The 20126-nt window shown below is 74.3% G+C and carries 20 protein-coding genes; 8 read left to right on the plus strand and 12 right to left on the minus strand.

All coding sequences use genetic code 11. The annotated features are described in order from the left end of the window. Positions 1 to 702 precede the first annotated feature (702 nt). The 7 genes from pdxS to thrS all read right to left on the minus strand — a co-directional run bounded on the left by pdxS (position 703) and on the right by thrS (position 7559). Positions 703 to 1551: a pyridoxal 5'-phosphate synthase lyase subunit PdxS gene (pdxS, locus tag XF36_RS11825; protein ID WP_238589321.1), complete on the minus strand. Its 849-nt coding sequence runs from the start codon at positions 1549 to 1551 to the stop codon at positions 703 to 705. 85 nt (positions 1552 to 1636) lie between these two features. After that, positions 1637 to 2224: a hypothetical protein gene (locus XF36_RS11830; RefSeq protein WP_060712018.1), complete on the minus strand. Its 588-nt coding sequence runs from the start codon at positions 2222 to 2224 to the stop codon at positions 1637 to 1639. Continuing rightward, a complete protein-coding gene (locus XF36_RS11835; protein ID WP_060712019.1) occupies positions 2221 to 3345 on the minus strand; it encodes a glycosyltransferase family 4 protein in 1125 nt (374 codons plus the stop codon). Before XF36_RS11835 ends, XF36_RS11830 begins: the two co-directional genes overlap by 4 nt. Next, a complete protein-coding gene (locus XF36_RS11840; RefSeq protein WP_238589227.1) occupies positions 3342 to 4232 on the minus strand; it encodes a phosphatidylinositol mannoside acyltransferase in 891 nt (296 codons plus the stop codon). Before XF36_RS11840 ends, XF36_RS11835 begins: the two co-directional genes overlap by 4 nt. Further along, entirely contained in the window at positions 4225 to 4839 is a 615-nt protein-coding gene (pgsA, locus tag XF36_RS11845; RefSeq protein ID WP_020626619.1) for a phosphatidylinositol phosphate synthase, read from the minus strand. The genes XF36_RS11840 and pgsA overlap by 8 nt, the downstream gene beginning before the upstream one ends. 95 nt (positions 4840 to 4934) lie before the next feature. Continuing rightward, positions 4935 to 5492, minus strand: a complete 558-nt coding sequence (locus tag XF36_RS11850; RefSeq protein WP_020626618.1) for an HIT family protein — start codon at positions 5490 to 5492, stop codon at positions 4935 to 4937. A gap of 9 nt (positions 5493 to 5501) precedes the next feature. Beyond that, a complete protein-coding gene (gene thrS, locus XF36_RS11855; RefSeq protein ID WP_060712020.1) occupies positions 5502 to 7559 on the minus strand; it encodes a threonine--tRNA ligase in 2058 nt (685 codons plus the stop codon). 119 nt (positions 7560 to 7678) lie between these two features. Between thrS and XF36_RS11860 the strand changes: the two genes are divergently transcribed. From XF36_RS11860 to XF36_RS11870, 3 genes are all read left to right on the plus strand, one after another. Continuing rightward, on the plus strand, positions 7679 to 8062 hold the full coding sequence (locus tag XF36_RS11860) for a nuclear transport factor 2 family protein (RefSeq protein ID WP_060712021.1): 384 nt from the start codon (positions 7679 to 7681) through the stop codon (positions 8060 to 8062). Positions 8063 to 9318: 1256 nt separating this feature from the next. After that, a complete protein-coding gene (locus tag XF36_RS30325) occupies positions 9319 to 11931 on the plus strand; it encodes a transglycosylase domain-containing protein (protein WP_238589228.1) in 2613 nt (870 codons plus the stop codon). 39 nt (positions 11932 to 11970) lie between these two features. After that, a complete protein-coding gene (locus XF36_RS11870) occupies positions 11971 to 12183 on the plus strand; it encodes a hypothetical protein (RefSeq protein WP_020626576.1) in 213 nt (70 codons plus the stop codon). A gap of 54 nt (positions 12184 to 12237) precedes the next feature. Here the strand turns inward: XF36_RS11870 and XF36_RS11875 are convergent, their stop codons facing one another. Further along, positions 12238 to 13131, minus strand: a complete 894-nt coding sequence (locus XF36_RS11875) for a LysR family transcriptional regulator ArgP (RefSeq protein ID WP_060712023.1) — start codon at positions 13129 to 13131, stop codon at positions 12238 to 12240. 75 nt (positions 13132 to 13206) lie between these two features. Between XF36_RS11875 and XF36_RS11880 the strand changes: the two genes are divergently transcribed. The 4 genes from XF36_RS11880 to XF36_RS11895 are packed head-to-tail and all read left to right on the plus strand — an operon-like array spanning position 13207 to position 15012. Beyond that, positions 13207 to 13803 (plus strand): LysE/ArgO family amino acid transporter, encoded by a 597-nt coding sequence (locus tag XF36_RS11880; protein WP_060712024.1) that lies wholly within the window; start codon positions 13207 to 13209, stop codon positions 13801 to 13803. Between the two features lie 59 nt (positions 13804 to 13862). After that, positions 13863 to 14240 carry a helix-turn-helix domain-containing protein gene (locus tag XF36_RS11885; protein WP_060712025.1) on the plus strand — a complete coding sequence of 126 codons (378 nt, stop codon included), beginning with the start codon at positions 13863 to 13865 and terminating at the stop codon, positions 14238 to 14240. Continuing rightward, positions 14237 to 14629, plus strand: coding sequence for a VOC family protein (locus tag XF36_RS11890; RefSeq protein WP_060712026.1), 393 nt, complete (start codon positions 14237 to 14239; stop codon positions 14627 to 14629). Before XF36_RS11885 ends, XF36_RS11890 begins: the two co-directional genes overlap by 4 nt. Beyond that, the gene (locus tag XF36_RS11895) at positions 14626 to 15012 is read left to right on the plus strand and encodes an MmcQ/YjbR family DNA-binding protein (RefSeq protein WP_060714628.1); all 387 of its coding nucleotides are present in this window, start codon (positions 14626 to 14628) and stop codon (positions 15010 to 15012) included. Before XF36_RS11890 ends, XF36_RS11895 begins: the two co-directional genes overlap by 4 nt. 1 nt (position 15013) lies before the next feature. Here the strand turns inward: XF36_RS11895 and XF36_RS11900 are convergent, their stop codons facing one another. The 4 genes from XF36_RS11900 to XF36_RS11915 form a co-directional block, all read right to left on the minus strand. After that, complete coding sequence (locus tag XF36_RS11900; protein WP_060712027.1) at positions 15014 to 15202, minus strand: hypothetical protein; 189 nt, start codon at positions 15200 to 15202, stop codon at positions 15014 to 15016. A 784-nt stretch (positions 15203 to 15986) separates the two neighbouring features. Next, the gene (locus XF36_RS11905) at positions 15987 to 16922 is read right to left on the minus strand and encodes an ABC transporter permease (protein WP_060712028.1); all 936 of its coding nucleotides are present in this window, start codon (positions 16920 to 16922) and stop codon (positions 15987 to 15989) included. Next, complete coding sequence (locus XF36_RS11910) at positions 16922 to 18130, minus strand: quaternary amine ABC transporter ATP-binding protein (RefSeq protein WP_060712029.1); 1209 nt, start codon at positions 18128 to 18130, stop codon at positions 16922 to 16924. Before XF36_RS11910 ends, XF36_RS11905 begins: the two co-directional genes overlap by 1 nt. Beyond that, the gene (locus tag XF36_RS11915; protein ID WP_060712030.1) at positions 18127 to 19050 is read right to left on the minus strand and encodes a glycine betaine ABC transporter substrate-binding protein; all 924 of its coding nucleotides are present in this window, start codon (positions 19048 to 19050) and stop codon (positions 18127 to 18129) included. The genes XF36_RS11910 and XF36_RS11915 overlap by 4 nt, the downstream gene beginning before the upstream one ends. Before the next feature lie 235 nt (positions 19051 to 19285). On the opposite strand from XF36_RS11915, the gene XF36_RS11920 reads away from it, so the two are divergent. Then, positions 19286 to 20050 carry an alpha/beta fold hydrolase gene (locus tag XF36_RS11920; RefSeq protein WP_060712031.1) on the plus strand — a complete coding sequence of 255 codons (765 nt, stop codon included), beginning with the start codon at positions 19286 to 19288 and terminating at the stop codon, positions 20048 to 20050. Positions 20051 to 20126 lie beyond the last annotated feature (76 nt).

Raw genomic sequence — 20126 nt, forward strand, 5'->3', positions numbered from 1 at the left:
GCCGGAACCCTGGCCGCCGCCGGAGCCGCCGCCGGAACCGTGGTCCGCGCCCGACCCCTGGTCTCCGCCGGAGACCGAACCCGAGCCGGAGCCCGAGCCCGAGCCCGAGCCCGAGCCACGGTCACCACCCGAGCCGGACCCCGCATCGCTCCCCGAGCCACCCGACCCCGACGATCCCCCGTCGCCACCGGAGCCGCTCCCGGATGCACCGTCTCCCCCGGGCCCGGCCGTCCCGGGGGCGGCGGAGGCGCCGGGCTTCCCCGACCCGGCACCTCCGTCACCGCCGGTGGCCGGACCACCCGAACCGGCTCCCCCGCCCGGGGTGGCGCCCGTCGTGGGGCAGTCCGCGGTCGTCGTCGCACCCGCTCGACCGTCTCCGGTGTCCGCGAACGCCGCGGCCGGAAAACTGATCAACATCGCGGCGGCGATCGCCACGACCCTCACAGAGCGTCCCATCAGGCTCCTCCGTAACAGTGGTCTCCTGATCCACATCGCACGCTAGATGCCACAGTGTCACCACGATTCCCTCTGTCACCACATCGAGTAGGCAACCCCTCCACCGAGCGACCGCGGAACGTGTCCGGAACGGACGACCCACGCGTCCGGGGGACCGATCGGGTCACCGGACCGTGGTCACCGGAACGACGAGAGCCCCGTCCGGCGGCGTGCCGGACGGGGCTCTCGGGGCCGAGCGGGGGGCGCTTACCAGCCGCGAGCGGCGTAACGCTGCTCGTCGGGGATGTCGGCGATGTTGATGCCCACCATCGCCTCACCGAGACCGCGGGAGACCTTCGCGATCATGTCGGGGTCGTCGTGGAAGGTCGTGGCCTTCACGATCGCCGACGCGCGCTGCGCCGGGTCCCCGGACTTGAAAATGCCGGAACCGACGAACACACCCTCGGCGCCGAGCTGCATCATCATCGCGGCGTCGGCCGGGGTCGCGATGCCACCGGCGGTGAACAGCACGACCGGCAGCTTTCCGGTGCGGGCCACCTCGGCGACCAGCTCGACCGGGGCGCGCAGCTCCTTGGCCGCGATGTAGAGCTCGGCGGCGTCGAGCGAGGCGAGCCGGCCGATCTCGGCGCGGATCGAGCGCATGTGCCGGGTGGCCTCGACGACGTTGCCGGTGCCGGCCTCACCCTTCGAGCGGATCATCGCCGCGCCCTCGGAGATGCGGCGCAGTGCCTCACCGAGGTTGGTGGCGCCGCAGACGAACGGGGCGGTGAAGCTCCATTTGTCGATGTGGTGCGCCTCGTCGGCCGGGGTCAGCACCTCGGACTCGTCGATGTAGTCCACGCCCAGGGACTGCAGGACCTGGGCCTCGACGAAGTGGCCGATGCGGGCCTTCGCCATGACCGGGATGGACACGGCCTCGACGATGCCGGTGATCATGTCCGGGTCCGACATGCGGGCCACGCCGCCGTTGGCACGGATGTCGGCCGGGACGCGCTCGAGGGCCATGACGGCGACGGCCCCGGCGTCCTCGGCGATCTTGGCCTGATCCGGGGTGACGACGTCCATGATCACGCCGCCCTTCAGCATCTCGGCCATCCCGCGCTTCACCCGCGCGGTGCCGTGCTGCGGACCGGCGGTGTCGGGGGTGTTCTCAGCTGCGGACACGGGTGATCGGAGCTCCTCACATGACGGTCGGACTGCGTCGCGATTCTACGTGAGGTCGCGCAGGTGAACGCGGCGGTTCCGGATCGGCGATCTCGAAGTACACCGGCTCCGGTGCGGTCCCGTACAACCGCAGCATCCGGACCAGCCGCCGGGACCGCAACGCACGGGTGTCGCGGACGGCGTCGTTGTGCACCCGGCGGGCCAGCACGACCAGCGCCTCCGCCTCGGCGAGGTCGCCGCAGGGCGCGGGCTCCCCCGGCCCCCGCCGGACGGCGGCGAGCTGCCTGGTCAGGGCGTTCTCCGCGGCCTCGCGGGCGGCGCGGCTCCCGGCCGGGTCGCGGCCGTCCGGCGCCGGGGCGGGCAGCGCACGCGCGGCGACGGCGGCCCGGCGCAGGTCCGGCGGCGCGGCGGGACCGAGCACCTCGGCGACGGCGAGCGCGACCCGGGCCCGGGCGTCCAGCGCCGCGGCCAGCCCGGCGCGGGCGGCGTCGACCCGCACGTGCAACCGGTGCAGGCGCCGGACCCGTGTCACGCACCACAGGGTGAGAGCCGCCACCAGCAGTGCCGCGAGGACCGCCGTCCCGGCGACGACGGCGGTGCTCACCGTGCGCCCCCGCGCACCAGCGGTCGCGGTGCGGCGGCGATCGCGGCCCGGTACACGCGCAGCACGTCCCCGGCGACGACCGGCCAGTCGTAGCGCTGCACCCGGTCCCGACCGGCGGCGGCGAGCCGGGCCCGGGCGGTGTCGTCGTCGAGCAGGCCGGACAGCGCGGCGGCCAGGGCGGCGTCGTCGCCGGGCCGGAACAGGGCGCCGGCGCGGCCGTCGTCGAGGACGGCGCGGAAGGACTCGAGGTCCGCGGCCAGCACCGGGGTGCCCGCGGCCATCGCCTCGGTCAGCACCATCCCGAAGCTCTCCCCGCCGCGGTGCGGTGCGCAGAACACCGCGACCGAGCGCAGCGCGGCGGCCTTGGTCTCCTCGCCGACCGGACCGAGCAGGTCGATCCGCTCGGCCAGCCCGGGCCCCGCGGTGCGCAGCAGCCGGTCGCCGTCGCCGCGGCCGACGACGAGCAGCCGCACGTCCGGCCGGTCGGCGACGACCCGGCGCAGCGCGTCCAGCAGCACCGTCATGCCCTTGCGGCGCTCGTCGAAGCGGCCGACGTAGCCGATCCGCACCGCGGGCGGCAGGTCCAGCACCGGTCCGCGGGCGAACCGGGCGACGTCGACGCCGTTGGGGATCTCGGTGGCGTCCCCGCCCAGGTGCTCGACCTGCACCCGGCGCGCGGTCGCCGACACCGCGATCCGCGCCGTCACCCGTTCCAGCAGGGGCCGCGCCATGGGTCCGAACGCCGCGAGCGCCCGGGACCGCTCGGTGGAGGTGTGGAAGGTCGCGACGACCGGCCCGCGGGCGTCGAGCAGCGCCAGCGCCGACACCGACGGGGTCGTCGGCTCGTGCACGTGCAGCACGTCGAGGTCGTGTGTGGCGAGCCAGCGCCGGGTGCGGTGTCGGGTCATCGGGCCGAACGCGACGCGGGCGACGGAGCCGTTGTAGGGGACGCCGACGGCCCGCCCGGCCGGGGTGACGAACTCCGGCGCCGTGCCGGTCGCCGGGGCCAGGACCTCGACCGTGTGCCCGAGCCCACGCAGCGCGGCGGCCAGGTCCAGCACGTGGCGCTGCACTCCCCCGGCGACGTCGAGGGAGTACGGGCAGACGATCCCGATCCTCATCCCGCACCGACCGGTTGGAGCATGTGCCAGTCCCACGGGCGGCGGGCGATCATGTCGCCGAAGGCGTCGGCGAGGCGCTGGACGGCGTCGGGACCGGGCGGGAGGGGCGCGCCGACCTCCACGCCCCAGGCGTCGTCGGTGAAGTAGGGGTAGGCCGGGTGCAGCGCGGCACCGGTGAGCCGGGCGAGCCGGGCCGGGCCGGACGGCAGCCGGGCGGGCCCGCCGAGGAAGGTCACCTCGGTGCCGGTGCCGGACAGGTCGCGGTCGGCGACCAGGCAGACCACGCCGCCGCGGCGCAGCCGCCCGGTCAGCGCCCGGTGCGCCGTGCGGGGGTCGTCGGCGGTCACGACCTCGAACCCGAGCCCGGACCGGTAGGCGAGGAACCGGCGGAACAACGGCTCCGGGCGCAGCCGCTGCACGACGGTGGTCAGCGCCGGTTCGAGCCCGAGCCGGTCGAGCTCGCGCAGCAGATAGAGCCCGGCCAGGTCCCAGTTGCCGGCGTGCGGAAGGGCGAACACGACCCCGCGCCCGGACCGGACGGCCGCGAGTGCTTCGGCGACGCCGTGGGTGTGCGGCGCCATCGCGGCGTGCACCGCGGCGGGGTCGAGCCCGGGCAGTGCGAACGCCTCCCGCCAGTAGCGGGCGTAGCTGCGCATCCCCGCGGCGACCAGCGCGTCGAGCTCGGCGGGGGTCGCGGCGGGGCGGACCCGGCGCAGGTTGTGCCGCAGCCGCCGCACCCCCGGGCCGTCGCGGCGCACCGCGAGCGCGGCGCCCGCGTCGAACACCCGCTCCACGACGCCCGCGGGCAGCCGCCCCGCGACCGTCCAGCCCGCCGCGTACCCGGCGGCGCCGAGCGCGGCGGCCGTGCGTTCCCGCAGGTCAGGCACGGGGAGCCTCGCGGGAGCTCCGCCGTACCGCCAGGATCCGCTGGCCGAGGGTCACCGCCGTCCCGAGCGCCAGCACGACGAGGGTGACGGTCAGCGCCCACGGCACCCCGACGCCGGACAGGAACGCCCCGACCAGGCCGAGGATGAGCCGTTCGGCGCGTTCGACGAGACCGCCCTCGGCGGTGAGCCCGACGGACTCGGCGCGGGCCTTGACGTAGGACACGATCTGGCCGCCGACCAGCGCCACCAGCGCGGCGGCACCGGCGAGGGGCTCGGCCCCGCCGGTCAGCGCCCACCATGCGAGCCCGGCGAACAGGGCGCCGTCGACGATCCGGTCGCAGGTGGAGTCGAGCACCGCTCCGAACGGGGTGCCGTGCCCCCGCGCACGGGCCATCGCGCCGTCGATCAGGTCGGTGAGCACGAACAGGGTGACCAGCACCGCGCCGAGCGCCAGCCACCCGGTGGGCAGGAACGCCAGCGAGCAGACCACGGCCCCGACCGTGCCGAGCACCGTGACGGTGTCCGGGCTTACTCCGCGGTCGATCAGGGCTCGTCCGACGGGGTCGGTGAGCCGGTTGACGTGCGCGCGGGCGAACAGGTTCAGCATCGGCGGCTGCGTGCTCCCGTGCAGGACGGCGACGGTGGGGGGACCCTGCCAGCCTAGTCCGACACCGGATCCGCCCGCCGCAGGTGCGGCCGGAGTCAGCGGCGTGGCGGTTCCCACGCCTGGGCCAGCTGGTCGCGGGTCTCGGCGAGCAGCTGCGGGATGACCTTGGTCTGCCCGACGACGGCGATGAAGTTCGCGTCCCCGCCCCACCGCGGGACGACGTGCTGGTGCAGGTGCTCGGCCAGCGACCCGCCTGCGACGTGGCCCAGGTTCAGCCCCACGTTGAACGCGTGCGGCGCCGCGACCTTCTTCATGGTCACGACGGCCTGCCGGGTGAACGCCATCAGCTCACCGGCCTCGGAGTCGGTGAGGTCCTCCAGGTCCGCGACATGCCGGTAGGGCAGCACCATCAGGTGCCCCGGGTTGTACGGGTGCAGGTTGAGCAGCGCGAAAACCTCGTCGCCGCGGGCGACGACGAGGTTGTCCGCGTCCGGGTCCGCCGAGTCGCCCAGGGTCTCCCCCCGGGCGATCCGGCAGAACGGGCAGCCGGTGTCACCGGCACCCTGGATGTAGGCGAGCCGGTGCGGGGTCCACAGCCGGGCGAAGCCGTCGGGCGTCCCGGTCCCCTCCTGCGGGACCCACTCCTGCTCCATGCGCCGATCCTAGGCGCCGGCCGGGAAGCTCTCCGCGGTCGGCGAGGTGTTCGTGCGCGAGCGCACCCACTCGATGATGGAGGCGACCGCCTGCTCGACCGGCACCGCGTTGGTCTGCGAGCCGTCGCGGAACCGGAAGCTGACCGCACCGGCCTCGACGTCGCGTCCGCCGACGAGCAGCAGGAACGGCACCTTCGCCAGGGTGTGGGTGCGGATCTTCTTCTGCATGCGGTCGTCACCGGAGTCGACGTCGACCCGGATGCCGGCGGCGCGCAGCCGGGCGGCGACGTCGCGGACGTAGTCGTCCTGGGCCTCGGTGACCGGGATCCCCACGACCTGGACGGGCGCCAGCCACGCCGGGAAGGCGCCGGCGTAGTGCTCGGTGAGCACGCCGAAGAAGCGCTCGATCGACCCGAACAACGCGCGATGGATCATGACCGGGCGCTGCCGGGAGCCGTCGGAGGCGGTGTACTCCAGCTCGAAGCGGTCCGGCAGCATCAGGTCGACCTGGATGGTCGACATCTGCCAGTAGCGGCCGATCGCGTCACGGGCCTGCACCGAGATCTTCGGGGCGTAGAAGGCGGCGCCGCCCGGGTCGTCGCGCAGCTCCAGACCGAAGCTCTCGGCGGCGTCGCGCAGCGCCCGGGTGGCCTCGGCCCACGACTCGTCGGACCCGATGGACTTCTCCGGGTTGCGGGTGGACAGCTCCAGGTAGAAGTCGTCGAGGCCGTAGTCGCGCAGCAGGTCGAGCACGAACTGCAGCAGGCTGCGGATCTCGCCCTGCATCTGCTCGCGGGTGCAGTAGATGTGCGCGTCGTCCTGGGTGAAGCCGCGGGCCCGGGTCAGGCCGTGCACGACACCGGACTTCTCGTAGCGGTAGACGGTGCCGAACTCGAACAGCCGCAGCGGCAGCTCGCGGTAGGACCGCCCGCGCGAGGCGAAGATCAGGTTGTGCATCGGGCAGTTCATCGGCTTGAGGTAGTAGTCCACCGCGGGCCGCTTGAGCTCGCCGTCGGCGGTGTACTCCGCGTCGAGCTGCATGGGCGGGTACATGCCCTCGGCGTACCACTCCAGGTGCCCGGACTTCTGGAACAGCGCGCCCTTGGTCGCGTGCGGGGTGTAGACGAACTCGTAGCCCGCCTCGGCGTGCCGCTCGCGCGAGAGGTCCTCCAGCTCCTTGCGGACGACCCCGCCCTTGGGGTGGAAGACGGGCAGGCCCGACCCGATCTCGTCGGGGAAGCTGAACAGGTCCAGCTCGCTGCCCAGGCGGCGGTGGTCGCGGCGCTCGGCCTCGGCGATGCGCTCCAGGTAGGCGTCGTGCGCCTCCTGGGACTCCCACGCGGTGCCGTAGATCCGCTGGAGCTGGGCGTTGGCCTGGTCGCCCCGCCAGTACGCGGCGGCCGAACGGGTCAGCGAGAACGCCGGGATGTACTTGGTGGTCGGCAGGTGCGGGCCGCGGCAGAGGTCCGACCAGACGGTCGCGCCGGTGTGGGCGTGCACGTTGTCGTAGACGGTGAGCTCGCCGGAGGAGTCGACCTCCATGACCTCGCCGTCGGAGTCGGCACCGCCCTTGAGGTCGATCAGCTCCAGCTTGTACGGCTGGTCGGCCAGCTCGGCGCGGGCCTCGTCGCGGGAGGCGTAGCGGCGGCGCTCGAAGCGCTGGCCGGACTTGACGATCTTCTTCATCGCCGACTCGATCTTCTTCAGATCCTCGGGGGTGAAGGGGGTGTCGACGTCGAAGTCGTAGTAGAAGCCGTCGGTGACCGGCGGGCCGATGCCCAGCTTGGCCTTCGGGAACAGCTGCTGGACGGCCTGGGCGAGCACGTGCGCCGCCGAGTGCCGGATGACGCTGCGCCCCTCCTCGGTGTTCGCCGGGACCGGCACGACCTCGGCGTCGGCCTCGGGGGCCCAGGCCAGGTCGCGCAGGACGCCCTCGGCGTCGCGCACGACGACGATCGCCTCGGGACCGCTGGTCGGCAGCCCGCCCTCCCGGACGCGCGCACCGGCCGTCGTCCCGGCCGGCACCCGGATCGGGGCGGACGCTGGCGGGGCGGACAGTGCGGACACGGGGGTGCCTCCTGCGGTGGTGCGAACGGATGGACCTCCGATGCTAGTCGGGGGGCGCGAACCGGTTTCGACCGCGGGGAACACGGGCACCGGGTGGCCCCGGACCGGGGTGCCCGGGGATGATCGCGGACGTGAACGACGTCGCCGCCCGCTTCCGGGCCGCGATCGAGGCCGGGGACCTCGACGCTGCCGTCGCCCTCTGCCGCGACGACGTCGAGTTCCGCTCGCCCGTCGTGCACCGCCCCTACCGGGGCCGGGAGGCGTTGCGCCCCATCCTCGGTGCGGTGTTCACCGTCTTCGGCGGGTTCCGCTACGTCGCCGAGTACTCCGGCGACGACGGCCAGGTGCTCGAGTTCACCGCGACCGTCGGGGAGCGCAAGGTGCAGGGGGTCGACGTGCTGCGCACCGACGACGAGGGCCGCATCCGCGAGCTGACCGTGCTCGTGCGGCCGCTGTCGGCGGCGGTCGCACTGCGCGACCGCATGGGCCCGCTGCTCTCCTGACCCGGACCCGTCGCCGCAGGTCGGGGGCGGGGTTGCCGCCGCCCGGCGACCGACGACGGCCGGTCGTCCCGCCGGATGCAGCCGTCCGGCCGTCCAGGCCCGGCTCGCTCGCGCGTCGTCGCACACAACCGGCCGTTGCTCGATGCGGTGATCGCCTCGCCTGTGCAGCCCTTCGGCCGCGGGCACGATGGTCCACATGCCGCACCATGATCGGGCGATCCGGTCACGGAGCGCGCCATCACCCCGCTGACGTGCCGACATTCGAGTGACGTCGATCAGGTGGGCACAACGCCGCCCTCCGGTCCCTCGTTGAGGCAGGGAACTCGTTGACCGGGTGAGACCACGCCACCGTCCGGCTGCGCCGGCAGACGACCAGAAGGGAGAGCCGGTTGCCCGCAGGCCCGCCCCCACCGCCGCGGTCGCGCCGCTCTCCCGAGTCCGATTCCTACGGTGTGTCCGGCTCCCACGGTGCCTCCGCTCCCGGTCGTGCGGTCGACACCGAGGAGCGCCCGACCGGGCGGCACAGCAGCGACCAGGTCGCCCGCGCCGACTCCGGTACCCCGGCACGGCACGGCGCCCCCGCCGCAGGCGGGCGTGTGCGGTCCGGTGAGCCGGAGGCGCGGTCCTTCACCGACGTCGTGCGGGCCACCGGGTCCACCGCGCGCCCCGGCCCGGACGGACCGCGAGGCGCCGGCGCGGACGGGTCACGAGGTTCCGGCGCGGACGGGTCGCCCGATGCTGGTGCGGACGGCCGCCGTCGACGCTCCCGGCGGGCCGACGAGGCCGTCTCCGCCGGCGCCGGGACACCGACGAACGGCGCCCCTGCGCACGGCGCTCGCACCAACGGATCCGCTGCGAACGGTGCTGCCGCGAACGGGTCGTCCGCGCACGGCGCCGCGACGGGCTCCGGGGCCCACGGCTCCGGGGGCAGGACGAAGGTCGGGCTGCGTGTGCGCGGCGGCACCGTGCCCCGCGAACCCGGCCGCGGCCCGCAGCCCGGCACCACCGGCGCGACGCCCTCCGGCTCCGCGACCTCCGGCCCCGCGTCGTCCGGCGTGTCAGCAGGCCGCGCGCCGTCCCGCCCGGCCGGGACGTCCCCGCCGGCAGGCCGGCCCACCCCGCCCGCCGCCACCCCGGGGCGCCGGGACACCGGGCCCCGCCGGAGCCCCGCCGCCGGACCGCCCGCCGCCGCACCCCGGGCCGCCGCGCCCCGCCCTGTGGAGCACCCGTCGCTGCCGCCGGTCCCACGGCCCGCCGTGCCCCCGACCCGATCCGCACGGACCGCCCCGGCGTCGGCAGCCACGCCGGCGACCACAGCGACACCGGCGACCACAGGGGCCCTCGCGGCGCCTCCGGCACCGAGCCCGGGCCCCGCGGCTCCGGACGGCACGAGCGGCACCCTCCGCACCGGACGCCGTCGTCGTCCCGAACCGGGCGAGAGCGCCGGGAGCGCCACGGACGCCCTGACCGCGCACACCGGCGGCCGCCGCCGTCCCGGACCCGACGACGCCGCGACCGCGCTCGCCCCCGCCGCCGCGGCCCGCACCGGGCTCGTGCCCGCCGCCCGCCCCCGCAGCGACGGCGGAGCATCCACTGCGCTGGTCCCCGCCCCCGGCGACGACCCGGGAACCGAACTCGTCGACGCCGCGGCACCCGGCCCGCGCCGCCGGCGCCGCGCCGAGCCCGACGGACCGTTCGACCGGGTCATCGCACTCCTCGGGCCCGGAGTGGGTGTCGTGCGTCGCCGCCTCGGCATCCTCGACGCCGACCAGAAGGCAGCCCTCACCCCCGAGGAGCGCCGGACCCGGCGCCGCCGACAGATCGTGTACTCGCTGGTCGGGACGGCCGCGTCGATCGTGCTGCTGCCGCTGCTGCTGCTCGGGATCGGCTGGCTGCTGTTCCCGATCCCCAGCACCGACGACGCCGTGCAGAACCAGATCGCCACCGTCTCCTACGCCGACGGCGGGCAGCTCGCCCGGCTGGTGCCCGAGCAGGGCAACCGGATCAAGGTCGGGATGGACGCCATCCCGATCCACGTGCGCGAGGCCGTGCTCGCCGCCGAGGACCGGTCGTTCTACTCGAACCCGGGCTTCGACTTCACCGGCATCCTGCGCGCGATGGTCAACCAGCTGACCGGCGGCGTCGGCGGCGGATCGACGATCACCCAGCAGTACGTCAAGAACACCCTGGTCGGCAACGACGCGACCTACTGGCGCAAGTACAAGGAACTGATCGTCTCGCTGAAGGTCTCCGGGCAGAAGTCCAAGGACGAGATCCTCAACGACTACCTCAACGCCATCTACTTCGGCCGCGGCGCCTACGGCATCGAGTCCGCCAGCCTCGCCTACTTCGGCAAGCCCGCGGCCCAGCTGACCCCCAGCGAGGGCGCGCTGCTCGCCGGGATCATCCAGTCGCCGTCCAACTGGGACCCGGCGAACTCCCCGGACCGGGCGAAGCAGCGCTGGAACTTCGTCCTCGACGGCATGAACGCCCAGGGCTGGATCTCCACGGCCGACCGGCAGGCCGCGGTGTTCCCGCAGACGATCCCGCCTCAGAACACCTCCCGGTCGTCGTCGCTGACCGACGCACGCGGCCACATCCTCAACGCCGTCCGCTCCGAACTGGGCTCGCTGGGCATCTCCGAGCAGGCCTTCGCCCAGGGCGGCCTCCAGGTCACGACGACGATCGACCCGCAGCGCCAGCAGCAGCTCACCGACTCGGTCGAGCAGAAGCTGCGCGGCGAGCCCGAGCTGCTGCGCACCGGCGCCGTCGCGATCGACCCGGGCACCGGCGGGATCGTCGGCTACTACGGCGGATCGAACGGCACCGGCCTCGACTACGCCCAGGTCATGAAGCAGCCCGGGTCGACGTTCAAGCCGTTCGCCGTGCTCGCCGGGCTCCTGAACGACCCACCGATCGGCCTGGGAACCACCTTCGACGGGTCCGAGCGGCCTGGGCTGCGCAACGCCGAGGGCGCCAACTGCCCGCGCTGCGACCTCAAGCAGGCGATGACGATCTCCAACAACGTCGTCTTCACCAAGCTCGCCGCGCAGGTCGGACCGCAGAAGGTCGCCGACGCCGCCCGGCTCGCCGGGATCACCGCGCCACTGGACAACCCGGACGCGCGACTCCCGCTGGGCAACAAGGAGGTCACGCCGGTCCAGCTGGCGTCGGCCTACGCCACCATCGCCGCGGGCGGCGTCTGGCACCCCCCGCACATGGTGTCCAAGGTCGTCGACTCCGACGGGCGCGTGCTCTACGAGTACCAGCCCGGCGAGGGCGAGCAGCGTTTCCCCGAGCAGGTGGCACGCAACGTCATCGAGGCGATGATGAACGTCGTCGACAACGACGGGCTGCAGCTGCCCGACGGGCAGGAGGCCGCCGGCAAGACCGGCACCGTGCAGTCGCGCTTCGAGGGCCAGAACAACGACGCCTGGTTCGCCGGCTTCACCCCCCAGATCGCGACGGCCGTGTGGGTCGGCACCGACCGCAACGACCCGATCCAGGACTCCTCCGGCCGCCCGATCAACGGCTCCGACCTGCCCGGATCGGTGTGGAAGGAGTTCATGTCCGACACCGTGCGCGCCACCGGCACGACCGATTTCCCGGCGTTCAGGCCGATCGGCGAGGCACCCGCCACCCTGGCGCCCAACGAGCCGACCACCCCGGCGACGCCGACCAGCACGCCCTCCGCCGAGCCCACCCCGGAGCCGACCGCGGAACCGGCCGCCCCCGCCGAGCCGCCTGCCCCGGCCCCCGTGGACCCGACCGGCTCCCCGGAGGCCACCGGCGACCCGCTGCCCGCCCAGCAGGACGACACCCAGCCGGGTGGCGACGCGGGCCGTGCCGCGGACCCGACCGTCGGCTGATCCGCCCCGTTCGGTCCACGGCCGGGCTACCGTGGACGGGTGACCGGTGACCATCACTTCGAGGTGGTGGCCTGGCGGGCGGACCGCAGGCTCACCCTCTACGTGCCGGGCATCGAGGCGTCGACCACTGTCGACGACCCCCGGGCGGCCGAGGACGCGGTCCGCGACCTGATCGCGGACCTCACCGGCGTCGACCGCGGCGTCATCACCTGCGACATCCGGCTCGGACGACCCTGGCGCTCCGGGATCTGAGACCTCCCGGGCCCCGGGATCCGCAACCGGTCGGTGTGATCCGCGACCTCCCGGTCAGGGAGACGGCGGCACCAGGATCGTGGCCGCCGCCGCACAGACCGACTCGGTGAGCGCGTCGAGCACGGTGGTGCTGAGCTTCCAGTGCTGCCAGTAGAGCGGGACGTCGAGGTGGCGATCGGCGTCGAGCAGCACGAGCCGCCCGGCGGCCGCCGCCTCCCGCGCCGGGCCGTCGGTGAACATCCCCCAGCCCAGACCGGCACGGATCGCCTCGTGGTAGCCGTCGGCGGCGGGCACCCGGTGGGCCGGACCGGTGCACGGCCGGTGGGTGAGCCCGCGGACGAACCGTGTCTGCAACACGTCCTTCGACCCGAAGTCGACCCGCGGCGCGAGCGGGAACGCCTCGGCCGGATCCCGCCCGGCGAACCACCGGTCGTACACCGGTCGGGCCGCGACGGGCCGGTAACGGGTCGCGCCCAGCGGCCGGACCGCGCAGCCCTGCACCGGCGCCGACGACGTCGTGACCGCCCCGACCACCGACCCCTCGCGGAGCAGGGCCGCGGTGTACTGCTCGTCGTCGACGTGCAGGTCCAGCCGAACCCCGTGCCGGGCGGCCAGGGGCACCACCGCGGACAGGAACCAGTGGGTCACCGAGTCCGCGTTCACCGCGATCGGCAGGTGCGTGCCCGCGGTGTCGGCACTGCCGAAGTCGGCCTCCACCTCCCCCTCGAGCACCGCGATCTGGCGGGCCAGCCGCAGCAGCGCAGCCCCCTCCTCGGTCGCGACGCACGGACGCGTGCGGCGCACCAGGATCCGGCGCGCCTGCCGTTCCAGGGCCTTGATCCGCTGGGACACCGCAGACGGCGTGATCGACAGCCGCGCGGCGGCGGCGTCGAAACCACCCTCCTCGACCACGGCGCTCAGGGTGGCGAGCTGATCCCGGTCGTACATGAAGCAAACCTACAGTTCATGAAGTTCTTTCAGTTCTCGACGTCCTCCTGACGCGGTCGGCCTAGCGTCGGCGACGTGAGTGTGCTGGCGGGATTCGGGACGGGACTGTCGCTGATCGCGGCGATCGGGGCGCAGAACGCGTTCGTGCTGCGGCAGGGGCTGCGACGCGAGCACGTCCCGGCGGTGGTGCTGTTCTGCGTGCTGGCCGACCTGGTACTGGTGACCGCGGCGGTCGCGGGCGTCGGGCTGGTCGTCGACCGCGTACCGGGCCTGGTCGAGGTGGTGCGGTGGGGCGGCGTCGTCTGGCTGACCGGCTACGGACTGGTGGCGCTGCGGCGCGCCGTCCGTCCCGGCTCGCTCGACGCCGACGCGCACGGCTCGGCCCGGCCGCTCGTACCCGTCCTGGGGAGCGCGGCCGCGCTGACCTTCCTCAATCCGCACATGATGCTGGACCTGCTCGTCCTCGGGTCGCTGGCCGCCGCGCACGGCGACGACGGCCGGTGGGCGTTCGGCGCCGGGGTGGTCGTGGCCAGCCTGACCTGGTTCTCCGGGCTGGGCTTCGGCGCGGCGCGGCTCGCCGGGCTGTTCGCGCGGCCGACCGCGTGGCGAGTGCTCGACGGTGTCGTCGCGGCGGTGATGCTCGGGCTCGCCGCCGGCCTCGCCGTCTCCTGAGTCCCGCCCGGACCGTCCTGGCGGTGCGCGACCCGGCCGCCCGGAGTAGAACGTGACCCGTGTCCGCCGAGTACGTGTCGGTGCAGCCGCCCGCCGCGCTGCGCGGCCGGGTGCTGCGCCTGCTCGGTCACCGCGAACACGCCTCCGCGGGGACCGGGTGGAGCACACGGCACCTGCAGTCCCGCTTCCGCGACCAGGTCGGTCTGACCCCGGGCACCGCGCGCCGCGTGCTGCACTTCGGGCGGGCCGCGGGCCTGGTCGGGCGTGGCGGTGCCCCGCTCGCCGCGATCGCCGCCACCTGCGGCTACGCCGACCAGGCCCATCTCACGCGCGAGTTCCGCGCGCTGGCCGGGCTTCCACCCGCCGCGTTCCGGGCCGAGGTGTTCGCATCCGTTCAAGACCTCCCGCCCGGCCCCGACCAGGATCGGGCGTCATGAGCATCCACCCCACCCTCCGCTACGACGACCCGCGCGCCGCGATCGCGTTCCTCGCCACCGCGCTCGGCTTCCGGGAGGCCGCCGTGCACACCGACGACGACGGCACCGTCGCCCACGCCGAGCGCGCCTGGGACGACGGCGACGACACCGGCCTCGTCCTGATCGGACCGCGCCGACGCGGGGGCGACCGCTTCGACACCGGCCCGGCCTTGATCTACCTGACGTGCGACGACCCGGACGCGGTGCACGCCTGTGCGGTCGCCGACGGGGCGCAGATCGCCATGGCGCCGACCGACCAGGACTACGGTTCACGCGAGTGCGCCGTCACCGACCCGGAGGGCACCACGTGGAGCGTGGGGACCTACCGGCCGTCCCCGGGGCGACCGTGACCGCGCGCAACCCGGACCCCGCCGACCCGCTGCCGTGGCTGCGGGAGATCTGCCTGTCGCTGCCCGAGGTGACCGAGAAGCTCAGCCACGGGTCGCCGTCGTGGTTCGTGCGGAGGATGTTCGTGTCCTATGCCGACCACCACCACGGCCACCCGCACCGGGCGTTCTGGTGCGCCGCTCCCCCGGGCGTCCAGTCCGAGCTGGTCGCCGAGGACCCGGCCCGGTTCTTCCGGCCCGCCTACGTCGGCCACCGCGGCTGGCTCGGGGTGGTGCTGGACGGCACCGGGCCCGACGCCGCCGACCGCGACGAGATCACCGAGATCGTGACCGACGCGTGGCGTTGCGTCGCCCCGGCCCTGCTGACCGCCCGGCTCGACGGCTGACTCAGGCCGCGGCGCCCGACTCCCGGACCGACCGGAGCAGTGCCGTGAGCAGCCGGGCGTGGTCGGAGTCGGCCTGGCTCGGGACGAGGAAGCGGCGGCGCAGGACGGCGTAGGACAGCTCGTCGCGCGGGTCGGCGAGCGCCTGCTGACCGCCGGCCCCGCTGTGGCCGAACGACCCGGCGGCCAGCATCGGGGAGACCTCCGAGGAGGCGTGGAACCCGACCGCCCAGGCCTTGTGCTGCCGCAGGACCAGGTCGAAGCCAGCGGTCTGGATCTGGGCGAACGCCGCGAGCGTGTCCGGCCGGAGCAGCGCGGGGCGGCCCGTCGACCGGGCCGGTCGCGGCCGCGTAGAGCGCCGCGAGGGCGTGCGCGGTCCCGATCCCGCCGAGCGAGGCGGGTCCCCGGGAGCGGACCACCGGGTGGGACCGGCAGCTCCCAGACCTCGCAGCCCTCGGGGTGCTGCTGCCGGTTGAACGCGATCCCGGGCGACCGTCCGCTGCGCCCGCGCCCGCGGCGAGCTCCCGCAGCCGCTCGGGTGTGGCGATCATGGGCTGCGGGGCGAGGAACCGGCGCTCGGCCTCCGCAGGCAGCCCGAGGTGCAGGTCCAGGCCCAGCGGCCCGGTCAGCAGCTCCCGGACGAGCACACCCACGTCCGACGAGGTGGCCCGGCGGACCACCTCGCCGGTGAGGGCCGACTCGACCAGGGCGTGGTGGCCCGACGGACGAGGTGCCGGGACGCCAGAACGGGCGATGCGCGGTGGAGAACGCGCAGCATCCCGGGGCCGGGGTGCCGGACTTCCCGGTCGTCCTCGACGTGCTGGTCCGCGGCCTGCCCGCCCGTCCCGTCGGCGGTGTGGACGGGTCGTGATCACCGGTCGTGGAGGGCGGTGTCCGTGTCACGGGCGGCACGGGCGGTCCGCTCCACAACCGGTGCTCATGCGAGGCGGGCCGGGGTCCGGACGCCGCCCGCCGCGTCACACGGTCGCGTTGTTCCCCGCCAGACCGGCGAGGTTCGACGGGTTGCGCAGCCCGGCCGGGTCGACCGCCTTCTGCGGGCGCCGGGCACGCAGCTTGGCCAGCAGGCTGCCCTCCGGGCGTTCGGCCAGTGCCGAGGTGAACCGGTCGAGGAAGATCGCCACGATGACGACGGCGAGCCCGCCCTCGACGCCGGTCGCGATGTCGAGCTGGGTGACCGCGCTGACCACCGTCGTGCCCAGCCCGTCGGCACCGGCGAGACCCGCGACGACCACCATCGACAACGCCAGCATGATCACCTGGTTGACGCCGGCCATGATCGACGGCAGCGCCATCGGCAGCTGCACCTCGCGCAGGATCTGGCGGGGGTGGGCACCGAAGGCGTGCGCCGCCTCGACGACCTCGCCGTCGACGCCCCGGATGCCCAGCTCGGTGAGCCGCACCGCCGGCGCGATCGAGAACACGATCGTCGCGATGACGCCCGGTACCACGCCGATGCCGAACAGCAGCACCACGGGGATCAGGTAGACGAACGCCGGGACCGTCTGCGCCAGGTCGAGCACCGGCCGCAGGGTCCGGCTCGCCGCGCGGCTGCGCGCGGCCCAGATCCCCAGCGGTACCTCGATGACCACCGCGATCAGCGCCGCGACGAGCACCAGACCGAAGGTCTCCATCGTCTCGGTCCACAGGTCGAACGAGGACACGAGGAGGAAGCCGACCAGGGTGAACACCGCGAACCCGACCCCGCGCACGAGCAGCGCGAGCGCCACGAGCAGTACCAGCCAGACCCACCACACCGGGGCGGTGAAGATCGAGGTCACGGCCTCGACGACCGCGGTGATCACCACCCCGACGGCGTCGAGCACGACCCCGGCGTTCTGCAGCAGCCAGAGGATGAACGCCTCGACGTAGCTCCCGAACTCGAACCTGGGCATCAGGCGTTCCTCCCGTCGGCGGTGGCCTCGTCGTGAGTCGACAGGGCCGCGAGCACGGCGCCGCGCGGGACGACGCCGGTGAGGCGGCCGTCGTCGACCACCGCGAGCGGGACCGGGTTGCGTCCGACCTGGTGCAGCAGGTCGATGAGCGGCCGGTCCGGTTCGGTGGTGCGGTACTCCTCGACCAGGGCGGACCGGTCGATGCCGGTGGCGCCCCGTCCCGCGGCGTGGCCGAGCCAGTCGTCGCGGACGACGCCGAGGATGCGGTGGTCGTGGTCGACGACGTAGGCGCCGGTCGCCTCGGCCTTCCCCAGCCGGACGAGCACGTCGGCGGGACGCTCGTCGAGGGTCACGGTGATGCGGGCCTCGCGGATCACGTCGGCGGCGGTGAGCACCCGGCTGCGGTCGACGTCGGAGACGAACTCGGCGACGTAGTCGTCGGCCGGGGACTCCAGGATCTGCGGTCCGGTACCGACCTGGACCAGGCGGCCGTCCTTGAGCAGCAGGATGCGGTCGCCGAGGAGCATGGCCTCGTTGAGGTCGTGGGTGATGAACACGATCGTCTTCTTGAGGTCGCGTTGCAGGCGGACGAGCAGCTGCTGCATGTCGCGCCGGATCAGCGGGTCCAACGCGGAGTAGGGCTCGTCCATCAGGAGCACGTCGGTGTCGCTGGCCAGCGCCCGGGCCAGCCCGACGCGCTGCTGCATGCCGCCCGAGAGCTGACCGGGCAGCGCATCGGCGCGGTCACCGAGCCCGACCTGCTCCAGCGCCCACTCCGCCTTCTCCCGACGGGCGCGGGCGTCGACGCCGCGGATCTGCAGCCCGTACTCGGCGTTCTGCGCGACGGTGCGGTGCGGCAGCAGCGCGAAGTGCTGGAACACCATCGCGATCCGCTCGTTGCGCAGGGTCCGCAGGTCGGCGGCGCCGAGGGAGCCGAGGTCGCGGCCGTCGACGGTGATGCTGCCCGAGGTCGGCTCGATGAGCCGGTTCAGCAGCCGGACCAGGGTCGATTTGCCCGATCCGGACAGACCCATGATCACGAACAGCTCGCCGTCGGCGATGTCGAAGGACACGTCGTGCACGGCGAGCGTCGCGCCGGTGCGGCGCTGGATCTCCGACCGGCCGATACCCTCGCCGGCCAGGCGGACGGCCTCGTCGGCGGCGCGGCCCTCGCCGAAGACCTTGGTCAGGTTCCGTACCTCGATCATGCTCCCGCTCCCACCCACTGGCGGACGCGGTCCGGGTGCGCGGCCACGTAGTCCCGCGCCACCGCCTCCACGTCCTCGTTGTCCACGTCGACCCGCTGGAGCATCTGCTCGACATCGGCCAGCGGCAGCTCGAACCGGCGCAGCATCGCCGCGAAGCCGGGGCTGGTGCGCGCCAGGTCCGGGCTGGCCGCGGTCCACGCCGAGTACGCCGGCATGGCGCAGGCGCCGTCGCCGGTGGTGTAGCAGTCCTCCCGGGCCGGGGTCGGCTCGGTCAGCTTGGTCAGCGCGAGCTCCTCGAAGATGTAGTGCGGGCGGTACAGGTAGACCAGGATCGGCTGGCGGCGCTCGTAGGCGCGGCGCAGCTCGGCGATCTGCGCGGCCTCGCTGGAGGTCACCTGCTCCAGGTCCAGCCGGTAGCCGGCGAGGCGCTTCGCGTTGTACTCGGTGGTGAGGAAGCTGGGGTCGGAGTCGACGAGCCGGTTGCCGAGGACGTCGGCGTAGTCGTTCAGCTGGGTCACGCTGGTCAGCCCGGCCATCGGCCCGCCCGGCTCGACCGCGAAGCTGGGGACGTACCAGCCCTGCTCGGCTCCCTGGTACGTCGGGTGCACCAGCTCGATCCGGTCCTGCGCCTTCGCGGCCAGCTCGGACTGGTTGGGCATCGCGACCTCGGTGAGGGCGTCGACGTCGCCGCGCTGGGCACCGGCCCAGGCGGTCGCGGGTCCGACCTGGATGGTCTTGAGCCGGCCGACGCCGAGTTCCGGGTGGGTCGCGACGACCTCACCGAGGATCGCGTTGGACAGCTTCGCCGCGCTCCACGGGAACTGGGCGAGCCGGACGGTCGGGCCGTCGGTACCGGCGGACGCGCAGCCGGATGCGGCCAGCAGTACCGCGAGCAGGGCGGTGACCAGGCGGACGGTCATGGTCCGGGGTACGACAACGGGCGGATCGGCCACGGGGGCACGTCCTCTCGGGGGTCGTCGGCTCTCCGCGTCCCGGTCGGCTTCAGGACACGCGGGCAGGCGTCAACGACAGGCGGACGACCACATCCGGCACAGGTCGACGTGCAGACGCGACGTCAGCCGGAGGTCGGGAATCACGCAAACGAGCCTTCCCGACCGTTCCGGACGGCGCAACAGCGAGCACTACGATCGTGATGTGCCTGCGACGCCGCTGCTCGAGCTGGACGGTCTGCGCCACGAGTACTCCGACACCGGCGACCCCGGCGACGGCCGTGCGCCCCTGCTGTTCCTGCACGAGGGGCTCGGCTCGGTCGGGCTGTGGCGGGGGTTCCCCGAGCGGATCGCGGCGGCGTCCGGGCGCCGGTCGGTCGCGTACTCCCGGCTCGGGCACGGCCGCTCCGACCTGCCCCGCCGCCCGCGGACCACGGCGTTCATGGCGACCGAGGCGACGACGACCGTCCCGGCCCTGTGCGCGGCTCTCGGCCTGGAGCGTCCGATCCTGGTCGGACACTCCGACGGCGGCACGATCGCGCTGCTCGCGGCCGCGGCGATGCCGGTGAGCGGGGTGGTCGTGCTCGCCCCGCACGTGCTGACCGAGCCGTTCGCCCTCACCGCCATCCGGGCGGCCCGCACCGCGTTCACCGAGGGCGACCTGCGCACCCGGATGGCCCGCCACCACGACGACCCCGACACCACGTTCCACGGGTGGAACGACATGTGGCTGGCCGAGGAGTTCACCTCCTGGGACGTCCGCGACGCGCTGGCCGGGATCACCGCGCCGGTGCTGGGTCTGCAGGGCGACGACGACCCCTACGGCAGCATCGTGCACGTGCGCGCGGTGGAGGAACGGGCGTCCGGGCCCGTCACGGTGACCGAGCTGCCCTGCGGGCACGCACCCCACCTGGAGCTCCCCGACGAGACCACCGCCGCGATCACAGCGTTCCTCCACCCCCTCCCCTGACCCCCGCGCTCCCGTGCGGATCTCGCGGTGCGCGCGCGACGCGGCGCGCGCGGGGGCCGGTTCCGCGCGCGGACGC

The organism is Pseudonocardia sp. HH130629-09 (assembly GCF_001294645.1).
Lineage (GTDB): Bacteria > Actinomycetota > Actinomycetes > Mycobacteriales > Pseudonocardiaceae > Pseudonocardia.

Coding starts and splice junctions, on each gene's coding strand:
- pdxS (WP_238589321.1), bottom strand. CDS start 1,551: ATGGCCGAGATGCTGAAGGGCGGCGTGATCATGGACGTCGTCACCCCG.
- XF36_RS11835 (WP_060712019.1), bottom strand. CDS start 3,345: ATGAGGATCGGGATCGTCTGCCCGTACTCCCTCGACGTCGCCGGGGGA.
- pgsA (WP_020626619.1), bottom strand. CDS start 4,839: ATGCTGAACCTGTTCGCCCGCGCGCACGTCAACCGGCTCACCGACCCC.
- XF36_RS11850 (WP_020626618.1), bottom strand. CDS start 5,492: ATGGAGCAGGAGTGGGTCCCGCAGGAGGGGACCGGGACGCCCGACGGC.
- XF36_RS11860 (WP_060712021.1), top strand. CDS start 7,679: ATGATCGCGGACGTGAACGACGTCGCCGCCCGCTTCCGGGCCGCGATC.
- XF36_RS11875 (WP_060712023.1), bottom strand. CDS start 13,131: ATGTACGACCGGGATCAGCTCGCCACCCTGAGCGCCGTGGTCGAGGAG.
- XF36_RS11890 (WP_060712026.1), top strand. CDS start 14,237: ATGAGCATCCACCCCACCCTCCGCTACGACGACCCGCGCGCCGCGATC.
- XF36_RS11900 (WP_060712027.1), bottom strand. CDS start 15,202: ATGCTGGCCGCCGGGTCGTTCGGCCACAGCGGGGCCGGCGGTCAGCAG.
- XF36_RS11905 (WP_060712028.1), bottom strand. CDS start 16,922: ATGCCCAGGTTCGAGTTCGGGAGCTACGTCGAGGCGTTCATCCTCTGG.
- XF36_RS11910 (WP_060712029.1), bottom strand. CDS start 18,130: ATGATCGAGGTACGGAACCTGACCAAGGTCTTCGGCGAGGGCCGCGCC.
- XF36_RS11915 (WP_060712030.1), bottom strand. CDS start 19,050: ATGACCGTCCGCCTGGTCACCGCCCTGCTCGCGGTACTGCTGGCCGCA.